Annotated in this window: 12 protein-coding genes; 11 read left to right on the top strand and 1 reads right to left on the bottom strand. The window is 27.4% G+C overall.

Annotation, left to right across the window (positions count from 1 at the left end; genetic code table 11):
* Positions 1 to 444: 444 nt before the first annotated feature.
* From BM119_RS15915 to hepT, 8 genes are all read left to right on the top strand, one after another.
* A complete protein-coding gene (locus BM119_RS15915) occupies positions 445 to 2193 on the top strand; it encodes a glycosyltransferase family 2 protein (protein WP_090042719.1) in 1749 nt (582 codons plus the stop codon).
* Between the two features lie 575 nt (positions 2194 to 2768).
* Positions 2769 to 4409, top strand: coding sequence for a ribosomal protection-like ABC-F family protein (gene abc-f, locus BM119_RS15910; protein ID WP_090042718.1), 1641 nt, complete (start codon positions 2769 to 2771; stop codon positions 4407 to 4409).
* A 380-nt stretch (positions 4410 to 4789) separates the two neighbouring features.
* Positions 4790 to 5137: a hypothetical protein gene (locus BM119_RS15905; RefSeq protein WP_090042717.1), complete on the top strand. Its 348-nt coding sequence runs from the start codon at positions 4790 to 4792 to the stop codon at positions 5135 to 5137.
* A gap of 322 nt (positions 5138 to 5459) precedes the next feature.
* Entirely contained in the window at positions 5460 to 5780 is a 321-nt protein-coding gene (locus BM119_RS15900; RefSeq protein ID WP_090042716.1) for a PadR family transcriptional regulator, read from the top strand.
* Positions 5767 to 6336 (top strand): DUF2812 domain-containing protein, encoded by a 570-nt coding sequence (locus BM119_RS15895; protein ID WP_090042715.1) that lies wholly within the window; start codon positions 5767 to 5769, stop codon positions 6334 to 6336. The genes BM119_RS15900 and BM119_RS15895 overlap by 14 nt, the downstream gene beginning before the upstream one ends.
* Positions 6337 to 6592: 256 nt before the next feature.
* Entirely contained in the window at positions 6593 to 7258 is a 666-nt protein-coding gene (locus BM119_RS15890) for a hypothetical protein (protein WP_090042714.1), read from the top strand.
* A gap of 128 nt (positions 7259 to 7386) precedes the next feature.
* Positions 7387 to 7899: a type VII toxin-antitoxin system MntA family adenylyltransferase antitoxin gene (gene mntA / locus BM119_RS15885; RefSeq protein ID WP_423231011.1), complete on the top strand. Its 513-nt coding sequence runs from the start codon at positions 7387 to 7389 to the stop codon at positions 7897 to 7899.
* Positions 7889 to 8296 carry a type VII toxin-antitoxin system HepT family RNase toxin gene (gene hepT / locus BM119_RS15880; RefSeq protein WP_090042712.1) on the top strand — a complete coding sequence of 136 codons (408 nt, stop codon included), beginning with the start codon at positions 7889 to 7891 and terminating at the stop codon, positions 8294 to 8296. The genes mntA and hepT overlap by 11 nt, the downstream gene beginning before the upstream one ends.
* 249 nt (positions 8297 to 8545) lie before the next feature.
* On the opposite strand, the gene catA is transcribed toward hepT, so the two are convergent.
* Entirely contained in the window at positions 8546 to 9202 is a 657-nt protein-coding gene (catA, locus tag BM119_RS15875) for a type A chloramphenicol O-acetyltransferase (protein ID WP_090042711.1), read from the bottom strand.
* 310 nt (positions 9203 to 9512) lie between these two features.
* Between catA and BM119_RS15870 the strand changes: the two genes are divergently transcribed.
* From BM119_RS15870 to BM119_RS15860, 3 genes are all read left to right on the top strand, one after another.
* Positions 9513 to 10439, top strand: a complete 927-nt coding sequence (locus BM119_RS15870; protein WP_177199460.1) for an Rpn family recombination-promoting nuclease/putative transposase — start codon at positions 9513 to 9515, stop codon at positions 10437 to 10439.
* Positions 10440 to 10816: 377 nt separating this feature from the next.
* Positions 10817 to 12262, top strand: a complete 1446-nt coding sequence (cysS, locus tag BM119_RS15865) for a cysteine--tRNA ligase (RefSeq protein ID WP_090042709.1) — start codon at positions 10817 to 10819, stop codon at positions 12260 to 12262.
* Between the two features lie 112 nt (positions 12263 to 12374).
* Positions 12375 to 12627: transposase (locus tag BM119_RS15860; RefSeq protein ID WP_143087341.1), on the top strand; the 253-nt coding region annotated here is incomplete at its 3' end.

The raw sequence follows: 12627 nt of genomic DNA, 5'->3' as shown, positions 1-12627 counted from the left end.
TTGTGGTTGAAAATCACAGATTTTCTTAATATAAAATTGAGAGTGTAAAGTTAAAAGTTATTGCTAAAAACCACAGGTTTTAAAAAAAATTTCATCCTTAACTTATCACTTGCCACTGACTAAAAATTTATTGTTAATAAAAAATATCGTATCAAATAACAGATATGCTAAATATATTATATTAAGGGAAATTATCTAGAAAGTAATAGTTATCTGTTCAATTGGTTCAAGTCTAATAAAACATATCATATGAAACATAAAATTTTGTTGTTTATAACTAATTCAAATCGAGTGATTCCTACATTCAGTAAAGTTTTATTAAAAGGAATGCATTAATTTTAGTGGAAGATTAGGAAATCTTAGTTAAAGATGTAGAAGTACTTGTTGCTGGGAGTATTAGTAGTGGTAGCCATAGGCTAAATGATTTAAGGAGGGATTAAAATAATGATAAGTCTGAGTGCTTGTATTGTAACAAAGAATAGTGAACATTTAATAGAAAAAACCCTGAGATCAGTATGGAATGTGGTGGATGAAATTGTAATAGTTGATAGGGGATCATCAGATGGTACTGTAAATATTGCATCAAAGTTTACAGATAGAGTTTTTAGTTTTGAAGATGATGATTATGGAAAAATAGTAGAGTTTGCAGTTAATAAGGCAACAAAGGATTATATATTCTTGCTAAATCCAGGGGAGTTTATAAGTGTAGATGAAGTTGATATGTTAAAGGATCTAAAAGAAAAAGAAAACACATGTAGAAATGGATATAAAGTAAAATATAATCTTGATGATTTAGAAGAAAACTTAAATTTTAATATAGGAAGAATAATAAAAAAAGACAGAATTGGTAATTATAAAAATTTATTATTAGACTGGTTTGATTTAGAGAATTTACAATTAATAGATTTAGATATAAAATCTCAACGATATCTAAATGTAACAGAATCAAAGGTAAAAAACAAAAAGCCGAGTATTTTAATAGGAAGCTCCATTCATCAAAATCCTAAAATATTAAAGGAATTTTTATTATCTATTAAAGAACTAGATGATAAAAATTTAGATATAGGATATTGTTTTATAGATGATAATAGTGATGAAAATTCATCAAAGATACTATCTGAGTTCAGTAATACTGAGAAAAATGTAACCATATTTAGCGGAAGTGAAATTAACTTATCAAAATATCATTGTGATAAAATCACTCATCACTGGGATGACACATTAATTGAAAAAGTAACAAATTTTAAAAATAGCATAATAAATTATTGTGTAGAAAAAGAATATGATTATCTTTTTTTTATAGATTCAGATATAATTTTGCATGAAAAAACTCTTAAAAAACTAATTGAAGCTGATAAAGATATAATATCTAATATCTTTTGGACAAAATTGAGTTCAACAATGGAAGCACTTCCACAAGTATGGCTTAAAGATAGCTGTACATTGTATAATTCAAAATCCGATGAAGTAATAAGTGAAGAAGAAATACATGAAAAGATTAGAGAGTTTTTGAATCAACTAAAAAAACCAGGAGTTTATAGAGTAGGTGGACTTGGAGCATGTACATTAATAAAGAGAGCACCGCTTATAAAGGGAGTTAACTTTTCACCACTTTATAATATATCTTATTTTGGAGAAGACAGACATTTTTGTATAAGAGCAGTAGCTTATGGATTTGAACTTTATGTAGATACCAATTATCCGGCATACCATATTTGCAAAGATGCAGGACTAAGAGGATTACAGGAATATAAAGAGAAAAATAAAAATCGGGATTCAGAAATAGAAGAATCTAAAATTCTTGATTTAATAGCAAAAACTGTACAAGCTATAGGCAGTATGTCCTATGAAGATGAACAAAATAATTCATGGATGAAGTACTTTACTATAAAAGAAGGATCAAGACAAAAATTAATACTAAATAAACAAAGAGAAAAGGTAATATCAGATAAAATAATCAATAGGTGTAGGGTTTTACAATGCGAAATCAGTTTTGAAGAAGGTTTAGATAAGGTTAGTGTAGAAGTTGAGTTTTTAAGTGAAGGATCTAAAAATAACTTTAATTTTACAAAAAGACATGAAGGAAGAGTTGGGTGTATAAAGGAAAATAATATTTGGCTAATAAATGAATTTAATATAGACAAGGTGATTAATGAGAATGATCCTTCTATGGGAAGAAAAGAAAGATCTTAAAGTAACAAGGTGTGCTATAACAGGTAACATGCCCTAGATTAGATTATATAACATTGGTGTGGTAAAAACACTGTATGAATGAAGATTCATTCTATAGTAAAAAGATTATATACTTTTATTAAAAATATGACTTTAAATTATTTATGGTCATGTTTTTACTTTAAAAAAACCCCATGGGGTTAAATCTTTATAAAACTCTGATTGATACTAAATCATTTGAAAAAGGTTCATCAATCAAAAATTTAAAGATAATGAGTAAAGTCTACAATATATGGAAAAGCTTATAGTAAAATTAAAATACAAGTGATATAATAATATTGAAACTAAGAAAGGTAAAGGTATTGGACTAATGCGTAAGTAATCTAATTTTATCAATTTTTAAATAGCAAAAAATAACCTTATAAAAAGGTCTGTTTGCTATGTTTAAAAGATGAGAGTTAGATTACACTATAGCCATACCCTAATATAAGGCACATTCAAAAAAACAACAAGTTAGTATGCTAGTTTATGAATTGTTATTTTCTTTCATGTGCCTAAGTGTATCTATCTCTCCAAAACAAGGAGGGATTTTTTTTATGCTAAGAATAAAAGTAAGTAAGTTAAAAAAGAGTTTTCAAGATAGATTAATTTTAGATATAGAGGATCTGGAAGTTTTTGAAGGAGATAAAGTAGGAATAGTTGGATTTAATGGATGTGGAAAGACCACACTTTTAAATATAATAGCAGGAAGAGAAATTTTAGATGAAGGAAATGTATTTATAGATAAAAGTTTTTCTTATATAACTCAGTTTAATGAGAAAACTGAAATAACCGAAGGTAAGATATCAAAAGAATTAAATACTCCAAAAGAATATCATGAATATTTAAGTGGAGGAGAAAAGGTTAAGGCAAGAGTCAGCAAAGCTCTTAATGAAAATGTGAGAGTAATACTTGCAGATGAACCAACATCAAACTTAGATCAAGGCTCCATTAGTTATTTAGAAGAAAATTTGAAAAAATTTAAGGGAACTTTACTTTTAATTTCCCATGATAGAGAGTTTTTAGATAATGTGTGTAATAGAATTATTGAAATAGAAAATGGATTAGTAAGAGAATATAGTGGAAACTATTCTGATTATGTAAGACTAAGAGAAGAAAGACTTAAAAGAGAAAAGTTTGAATATGACAAGTATTGGAATGAAAAGAATAGGCTTGAAGAAGCTATTAATTTAAAATCAAATTTAAGAGATGGTGTGAGAACTTGTCCAAAAAGATTTGGAAATTCAGAAGCACGTCTTGCAAAAATGGGAGGTCAAAAGGCTAAGAAATCCATGGATAATGCTATAAAATCATTGAAGAGCAGAATAGAAAGATTGGAAGTTAAGGAAAAGCCACAGGAGAATCAATCTATAAAGGTTGATATCCTTGAAGGAAAAGAGTTTTTCTCAAATTACCCAATAGAAGTAAAAGGATTAACCATAGGATTTAAGGATAAAATTCTATTAGATAATATATGCTTTAAGGTTAAAAGGAATAAAAAAATAGCTCTTATAGGAGATAATGGCTGTGGAAAAACTAGTTTAATAAAGGAAATAATGAAAGGCAACTCTAATATTAAAATAGCTAATAGAGTTAATATAGGATACTTTGAGCAAGATTTAAAGATTTTAGATGAAGATAAAAGCATCTTAGATAATATAAAGGAAAGTAGTAGCTTTAATGAAACATTTATAAGAATAATTTTAGCTAGGTTTTTATTTAGAACTGATAGTGTATATAAAAAGGTTCATGTTTTGAGTGGAGGAGAGAAGGTAAAGGTAGCACTGTGTAAGATTATTTTAAGTGATAACAATCTTCTTATATTGGATGAGCCAACAAATTATTTAGATATATACTCCATGGAAGCCCTTGAGGAATCATTAATAAATACCAATAAAACCATGATAATAGTTTCTCATGATAGAAGATTTGTATCTAAGATTTGTAATGAAATATTATCAATGCAGGATAAGGGGGTAGTTCATTATCCATATTCTTTTAGTGAGTGGATTGAAAAGTGTAATGAAATTAAGGTAACTAAAGAGGAGAAAGAGAAGATCCAAAGAAAAATGGTGCTTCAAAATAAAATATCAGAAGCAATTTCTTTGCTTTCTATTGAGACTAATTTAGAAAAGAAGACACTTTATGAGAACAAATATGAAACTCTATTAAAGGAATTAAAAAGTTTAAATATGTAAGGAACATTCAAAAAAATAACAAGTCAGTATGGTAGTTTATGAATTGAAAATTGAGAATTTACAATTGACAATGTTGGGTGAAATCTTCTTAAGAAGATTTTTAAAATATAACGAATCTTCCTTCAGGTGGTGTTCTTTCCACCAGCTGAAGGTTAGATTAGTTAATTTAGGGGCGTAGCAACTGGTTAACCCCCACCTTGTAAGAGGATGGAGGTGTTACAGCTCTTGTAGCCATCAGACAACAACTGTCAATTCTCAATTATAAAGTGGCACAGCCACCTTTGTTTTCTAACGTGAAATATACATGGCATCTTTGACTTGTTATTTTCTTTCATGTGACTAAAATAGAAATATAGGTATATAAAGGGGGCGACAATGAAATGAGAACATGTATGATGATTCTATTGATGTTTACAATAATGAATGTATTTTTAGGTATTAGTTTTTGTTTTAATATTTTTAAAAAACTCAATAATGTTATGCTGAAGATAAGAGCATGGATTAATTTAGATTTAAGAGAAATTATAGATAAAAACTATGATAGAACTTTAAAAATGCTTGCAATAGATCATTTTGTTTTAGCAATATTAAGCATATTGTTGGAAATAGCATTAGTTATAGTTTATTATTATAAAATTTCCTCAAAAGTAGGATATATAGTATTGTATATATCCATAATTGTAATATGGATATACAATCATATGTTTATGGAGAAGTTAAAAAGTTAGTTTAGGCACATTCAAAAAAATAACAAGTAAGTATGTTAGTCTATTTCGTAGAATATTACGTAACAAATAGGTAGTGCGAAAGTGCACTACCTATTCAATTGCTGTGATTAACAAGGTTCATAAACAAAATCCTAATTTATTAAAATAAAGACTGAAATTTAGTTATTGATATTCTAATGCTTTGGTTTACGAAGAATTATTTTTAAAAAAAATATATATAAACAAGGAATAAAATTTATTACTCAGTTTGACTATACAGTTGAACTGTATTATAATACTATTAAGTTAAACTATATAGTCAAACTGAATAGTAGGTGAAAATATGAAACATAAACTGTTACCATTATCTGAAACTATGCATTATATTTTATTAGCTTTGCGTCAACCACTTCATGGTTATGCAATTATGCAAAAGGTTGAACTAATGAGCAAAGGTACTGTCAAATTAGCTGCTGGAACTTTGTATGGTGCAATTGAAAATCTAAACAAACACGGTTGGATTGAGCCAGTGATTGGGGAAACTGATAGAAGAAAGGTTTATAAAATTACAGATGAAGGAATAGAAATTTTAAAAATTGAGCGAGAAAGATTACTCAATATTATATCCCTATATGAAAGGAGGGAGTTAGATGAAGAAAGTTAAACAGTTTTTCAATATTATTGAGGAAGAGAAATGGTTGAATAAGCAATTACAAATGGGTTATCACTGCTCAAATATTAGCGGATTAGGAGTATATACATTTAAAAATACTAGCGAAGACTATGTTATACGATTGGATTATCAAAATTACATGCCAGTAGAAAAGTTTGAAGAATACAAAACAATATATGAAGACTTCGGATGGAAACATATAAAAGGCTCAAGATTTGGCAGCATTCAATATTGGCAAAAATTAGCTTATGGCAATGAGGATATTTTTTCTGACCGTGAATCAAATATTTATTATTATAAGCGATTAATGGACTATTCACTATCATTAACAGTTATGCTTTTGGTGATTAGCTTTATGACATACAAGGATTCAAGTTTATATGGAACAAAAGGACTTTGGGGTATGGAACGCTCACTGTTTTGGAAAGCATTTTTATTTGAAACGCCATTTGTAATTATTAAACTGCTTCCACTAATTATGTGTGTTTTTTCTGGAGTTAGCTATTTGAAAGCATATCGCCAATATTTTATGTTAAAAGAAAAGTAGAATTTCTATAGCTGACTAACAAGACAACAATACAGTAACTTGTCACTAATTTATGTTAGGTACAAAAATAATACCACTCAATAAAAATTAGTTCTGTAAAATTATTTCAAATATAAGGTATAGATAAGGAAGCAACAAATACAAAGATGCATATTATATATTGAACAAGCTATAAGCTTATTAGAGTTGAAAATTGAAAGAGAAGGATGGTTTTTTCTGTTTTCAACTCTTAATTTAATAAATAGGGGTGTAAAAATTGCGAAAAAAGATTATGTTAATAGTAATAATATTATGTTTAATACCAATAACAGTTTTCTTTATAGCTGGAATAAGCACTAAGAATAAAGCTATAAGTTCAAATGATAACAATGTAGCATCTGAAGTAACTACTAATGATAAAGATACTGAAGAACCTAAACCTATTGAAGTGAAAGATACTAATACTTCTAGTGAGAAAAAGAATAATTATAATTCACCAAGTACTAAAACAAAAGAGAATAGTAAGGAAAATACATCAAAGAAAAATAATGAAAAACCTAAAACACCTTCAACCAATAAATCAGGGCAATATAATAGTAAAAGCTTAGGATTTACTATTGATTTTCCAGAAAGTTGGAAAGGTCATTATGAGGTTGTAGAAGGAACTGATTTTTTAAGAGTTTCTTTTAAACCTAGCAAAAAACCTTTAACTCATGAAGGAGAAGGGGTTCTATTTATAATACTTAAGAAAACTCCTGATTTAAATGAAGCTGCATATGATACTGTAGGATCAGTTAAGCATTTTGAAGCTAAGGGTACAACTTATCTTATAGGTGGACCTTTGGATTTTTCAATGGAAGAAAACCATCCTGAAGTTAAAAAGTATATGGAAATGATGAAGGAAAGACCTAATGTTTTAAAGACTATTAAGGCTATTAAATAGAGAAATATTTAGGGAATAACTTTAGAGAATGTTTTATATCCAACTTCATTGTTTTAAATATTGAAGTTGGATATAATTGAATTAAGGGAAGAATTAATGTTTTAGTGATAAAGATCAAGTTATAGTAAATGAGTTATGAGAAGGTGAAGATTTTAAATTGTGTGTTAAGTATTAAGGTGGTAGGAAGATTCGTTCTAGGAAGTGACAAATTAAAACTTGGAGGATGTTCTATGTTTTTAAGCGATACATACATAAAAAATATTGTAGAATTTTTAGTTGAAAATTTAGAGTGTAATTTTATATATTTATTTGGATCATTTGCAAAAGGCGAGGGAAGAGAAGATAGTGATATAGATATAGCAGTTCATACTAATAAAAATGTTACAGCTTATGATTTATTTATGTTAGCAGGAGATTTATCCTTTATAGTTAAAAGAGATGTTCAAATAATTGACTTAAAGGATGTAAGTACTGTTTTTGCAGCACAGATAGTTGGAACAAGAGAAGTCATATATAGTAAAAATGAAAATCTTAGAATAGAGTATGAAATAAGGGCATTTAAGGATTATGCAAGACTAAATGAAGAAAGACAACCAATTTTAGATAGTATAAAAAAGGATGGTAGAATATATGGAAAGTGATGTTTTATATAATAAAATAAGCATAATAGAAAGATGTTTAATAAGAATAAAGGAAGTTTATGATAATAAACCAGAGAATCTTCAAGACTATACAAAGCAGGATTCTATAATACTTAATATTCAAAGGGCAGTAGAGTCTTGTATAGATATATCAATGCATATAGTATCAAAGAAGAAGTTAGGTATACCTCAAAATAGTAGAGATGCATTTGAAGTTATGAATCATAATGGCTTAATAAGTGATGAACTACTAAAAAATATAAAGGGTATGATTGGTTTTAGAAACATAGCGTTACATAATTATCAGAAATTAAATTTGGATGTAATACAAAAAGTTATAGAAAACCATTTAGGTGATTTTGAGGAATTTACTTCACAGGTAAGTAAGTTTTTATAATATAAAATAATGAAAATAAGGGCATTAGATAGGATTTATTCTAAGAATAAACCTAATCTAATGCTTTTATTCATTAATAGTTTTTTAAATGTATAGGAAATTATAGAAAATTTTAATTCTAAAATGATAATGAAACCTAGGGTTAAAGGGATTTTGAATTTAAAATTGAGAATTTACAATTGAAATTTTGGATGAAATCTTCTTGTTTACGGTTCTTATTATTCTATTTTCATGTTGGCTAAATTTATATTATAAATTTAGCCATTCCTTATAATTTGAAACGAAATCTTGTATTTCATTAATAAACTTTGCTGAATGATATCCATCTGCTACTGCATGATGAATTTGGAGAGCTAAAGGCAATAGTATTTTTCCATTTTCATTAAAATATTTCCCAAGGGTAATAACAGGTAAGAGATATTTACCATCATTATATACATTAAGATTAAAACCAGTAAAAGTTACCCAAGGAGTACATGAAATTGGAAAAACATTTTTAGGGAAAGGTTCTTTAACCGATAATCCCTTTACATCTTTATACTCATCCATATCTTTTAGCACATAATTATAGAATACATTAAAATCCTTTGAATATTTGGACCAAATATTAGAAAACGTTTTATCATCATCATGAAATATTGTATAACAAGGATTCATTTCATCCCAATAACCTAAATTATCCTTATCATCAAAATTCATTCTGAATTCTTTATTAGAATTAACAGCTTTAGTAATAACATAAATAAAAGTAGGGTAGAATTTTATATCCTTTTTCTTTATTTCAGATAAAAGCCCTGTTATATCTATATTACAAGTTATGCTATAAGTACATTTAAGAGTAGTTAAGTAGTACTCAAAATATGGTTTTCTATCCCAAACATCTAAATCAATAATATTAAAGTTCATTGTATCCTCCTAAAAAATTATATTTTCAGATATATAAGTTAGTCTATTATTTAATTATAACCCAAATAAATGTATTTTTGCTTTATAAATCAATATAATCAGAATACTATAAATTATTGAGCATTTTTAATAAACTGAGATGTGCAGTATCAATGCTTGTCACTTAAAGAATGGCGTACACCTTTGTTCTAGTATATTTAGATTATGGGGTATTCCAAGTTTTAATTAATAATAATTAAATTTGATGTTATAATATAGGTATAGATAGAGAAGAATTTAAACAAAAGAAAAAATGAGGAATGGTAATAAAATGAGTGAAAAAACTAAGAAAGATATGTACCATATTCACGATAAAAGTTATAAAGATTTATACTCAAAAAAAGAAATAGCAATAGACTTATTTAAGAACTTTGTTAAGAAGGAATTCACTAAGGATTTAAAGGCTGAGGACTTAACTTTAGTAAATAAATCATTCATATCATCAGATTATGAAGAGTGTGAATCAGATATAATTTATACAGCTAAAATTGGAGATAGTGAGGCAATATTTTATATTTTACTAGAGTTTCAATCAAGGGTAGATTATAGAATGCCATTAAGACTATTGTTCTATATGTGTGAGATACTTAGAGAGTTTTCTAAAAATGAAAACCATGAAAAAAGCGATAAGAATATAAAAATTCCAGCAGTTATCCCAATTGTTTTATACAATGGGTCCCAGGTATGGGATGTACCAAATGAATTTAGAAAAATGTTTTATAATGAAGAAAAGTTTCATAAGGGAGTTTTAAATTTCACATATGATATATTTGATGTGAATAATGGCTTTACTAAAAAAGAATTGGTTGAAAATAAAAATGTAACATCAGCTATATTTCTATTAGATCAGAAAATAACACCAAAAGAATTTTTAGATAGGGTAAAAGCTATAGCACTATTCTTTGATGGTTTAACAGATGAAGAATTAAAAGCTATTAAGCATTGGATAAAGAATACAACTGAAGAAAGATTAGCACAAAAAGCTACGGAAGTTTTAGATTCAGATAAAGAGGAGGTTATAAGTATGGTAGCTAACAATGCATTTATAATTAAAGAGATGGAAGAAAAAGCAAAAGAAGAAGGTCAAAAATTAAAAGCCATAGAAATAGCTAAAAATTTATTAGATGTTTTAGATGATGAAACAATAGCTTTAAAAACTGGCTTAGATATAGAAGAAATTAAAAAATTAAGAAAATAAAATTAAAGGTAGGCTTTTAGTCTATCTTTAATTTTTTTTATTACTAGGTAGTTACTGAAAAGTTTGGGCTTGTTATATGTAAATCATATGGAGTTGCTAAAGTGAATAAGTGATAAATTAAAATATTTATACATAAAATGACAAAATAAAATTGTTATTTGTATACATGATTTGGTATAATTGTAATTAAACCAAGTATTAAACAAAATAAAAGCAACAATATAAACAACTATCTAAATTAAAGGTAGATTTAAGCAATTTGGATAGTTAAAAAATGAAAGTGAAGGATGAAATCTTCTTTTAGAAAACCTAGGGTTTTCAACCATAATTGTAAATTCTCAATTTTAAATTGTCAATTTAAAAAGGAGGGCTAGAACATGTCAATCTATATTTATAATGTTTTAACTAGAAAAAAAGAATTGTTTGTTCCAATAGAAGAAGGAAAGGTAAAAATGTATGCTTGTGGAATCACTGCATCTGGAGATGCTCATATTGGACATGCATACCAATCAGTGATATTTGATGTTATTAAAAAGTATTTTGAATATAAGGGATATGAGGTTACATATGTAAGAAATTACACAGATGTTGATGATAAGATTATAGCTAAGGGTAATGAACTAGGCATTGATCCTCAAGAATATGCCAATAACCAAATAATTAAAACAGACTTTGAATTAAATAAGATTGGTAATGACAAAGCAACAGTTCAAGCAAGGGCAACTGAAAATATTAATGAAATGATAGATTTTATTGACAAGTTAATTGAAAAAGGATATGCATACGCCACAGAATTTGGAGATGTATTTTTCTCAGTAAAGAAATATCCACAGTATGGGAAACTGTCAAACAGAGTGGTTGAGAACAGCATTAGTGGAGTAAGAAAAGATGTTGAACCAGGGAAAATAGATAATGAGGATTTTGCTTTATGGAAAAGTGCCAAAAAAGACGAGATTTACTGGGAAGCTCCATGGGGAAAAGGCCGTCCAGGTTGGCATATTGAATGTTCAGCCATGAGTATGAAGTACTTAGGAGAAACAATTGATATTCATGGAGGTGGAAAAGACTTAATATTCCCACATCATGAAAATGAAATTGCTCAATCTGAAGCATTAACAGGAAAAAAGTTTTCTAACTATTGGATACATAATGGACTTGTTAAGCTTAATGGTCAAAAAATGAGTAAGTCTTTAGGCAACGGAATTTCAATAAAAGAATTACTAGACCTTTATCATCCAGATGTTATAAGGTTTATTTTATTACAGAACAATTATAAATCGGATTTAAATATAGTTGATGGCATATTTGAAGAAGTTGAAAAGCATCTATATAATTTCTATAAAACCTTTGCTGCTATTGATAATTTAGAAGTTGAAAGACAATGTAAAATTCAATCAAATGAGCTTTCTATTAATATGGAAAATGAGTTTAATGAAGCAATGAGCAATGATTTTAATACTGCCATAGCAATATCTAATTTGTTTAAATACTTTGACACAATGAAAGGGATGCTTGGTAAAAAGAAGAACGCTTGTGATCTAAAATTAATTAAAGAATCAATAATTAAAACATATGTTATTTTAGGAATTTTACAATATGATCCTAAAGAAGTAGTTGATGAAATAAGAAATAAGTATTTGAAAAAATATAAAGTAACAGAAAGTGAAATTAACTCACTAATTGAAAAGAGAAGTGAATATAAAAAGAATAAGGATTATGAAAATGCAGATTTAATTAAAAAGCAGCTATTGGATAAGGGGATAGTTGTTTTAGATGGACGAAGTGGAACTGATTGGGATGTTAATATAGCTAAAGAGAATTGAAATTTGAAAGTGGAAAGTTGAGAGTGAAGGACCTATAGGCCCCCTAATTAGAATGGACAATGTTTACTCAAACAAAGTAAAATAGTTTTAAGATGATTAGGAGGTCTAAGGGATGGAGAAAAAAATATTTACAAGAAAGTTTTCAGAAGATCAAAGAGTTTCATTTGTTAAGGAAGTTTTAGAATCAGGAAGCAATATTTTAATTGCTAAAAGGTACGACTTAAATCCCCAATTATTAAGTAGATGGGTTAATAATTATCGTCGTTATTCTCAAACATTAGAGCCAAAAGAGCCTAAGAATAATGAAATAATACCTAATTATAAGAAAGAATATAAAAAAGCTATTGAAAAGATTAAAGACCAAG

It is taken from the genome of Clostridium frigidicarnis (genome assembly GCF_900111985.1).
Classification (GTDB): Bacteria; Bacillota; Clostridia; order Clostridiales; family Clostridiaceae; genus Clostridium_Z; species Clostridium_Z frigidicarnis.
The sequence above is the reverse complement of the archived record's forward strand: the minus strand, read 5'-3'. Positions and strand labels throughout refer to the sequence as shown.

Bases quoted from the DNA above. Each gene is read 5' to 3' on its own strand.
- BM119_RS15915 (WP_090042719.1), top strand. From the start codon at position 445: ATGATAAGTCTGAGTGCTTGTATTGTAACAAAGAATAGTGAACATTTA.
- abc-f (WP_090042718.1), top strand. From the start codon at position 2,769: ATGCTAAGAATAAAAGTAAGTAAGTTAAAAAAGAGTTTTCAAGATAGA.
- BM119_RS15905 (WP_090042717.1), top strand. From the start codon at position 4,790: ATGAGAACATGTATGATGATTCTATTGATGTTTACAATAATGAATGTA.
- BM119_RS15900 (WP_090042716.1), top strand. From the start codon at position 5,460: ATGAAACATAAACTGTTACCATTATCTGAAACTATGCATTATATTTTA.
- BM119_RS15895 (WP_090042715.1), top strand. From the start codon at position 5,767: ATGAAGAAAGTTAAACAGTTTTTCAATATTATTGAGGAAGAGAAATGG.
- mntA (WP_423231011.1), top strand. From the start codon at position 7,387: ATGAGTTATGAGAAGGTGAAGATTTTAAATTGTGTGTTAAGTATTAAG.
- hepT (WP_090042712.1), top strand. From the start codon at position 7,889: ATGGAAAGTGATGTTTTATATAATAAAATAAGCATAATAGAAAGATGT.
- catA (WP_090042711.1), bottom strand. From the start codon at position 9,202: ATGAACTTTAATATTATTGATTTAGATGTTTGGGATAGAAAACCATAT.
- BM119_RS15870 (WP_177199460.1), top strand. From the start codon at position 9,513: ATGAGTGAAAAAACTAAGAAAGATATGTACCATATTCACGATAAAAGT.
- cysS (WP_090042709.1), top strand. From the start codon at position 10,817: ATGTCAATCTATATTTATAATGTTTTAACTAGAAAAAAAGAATTGTTT.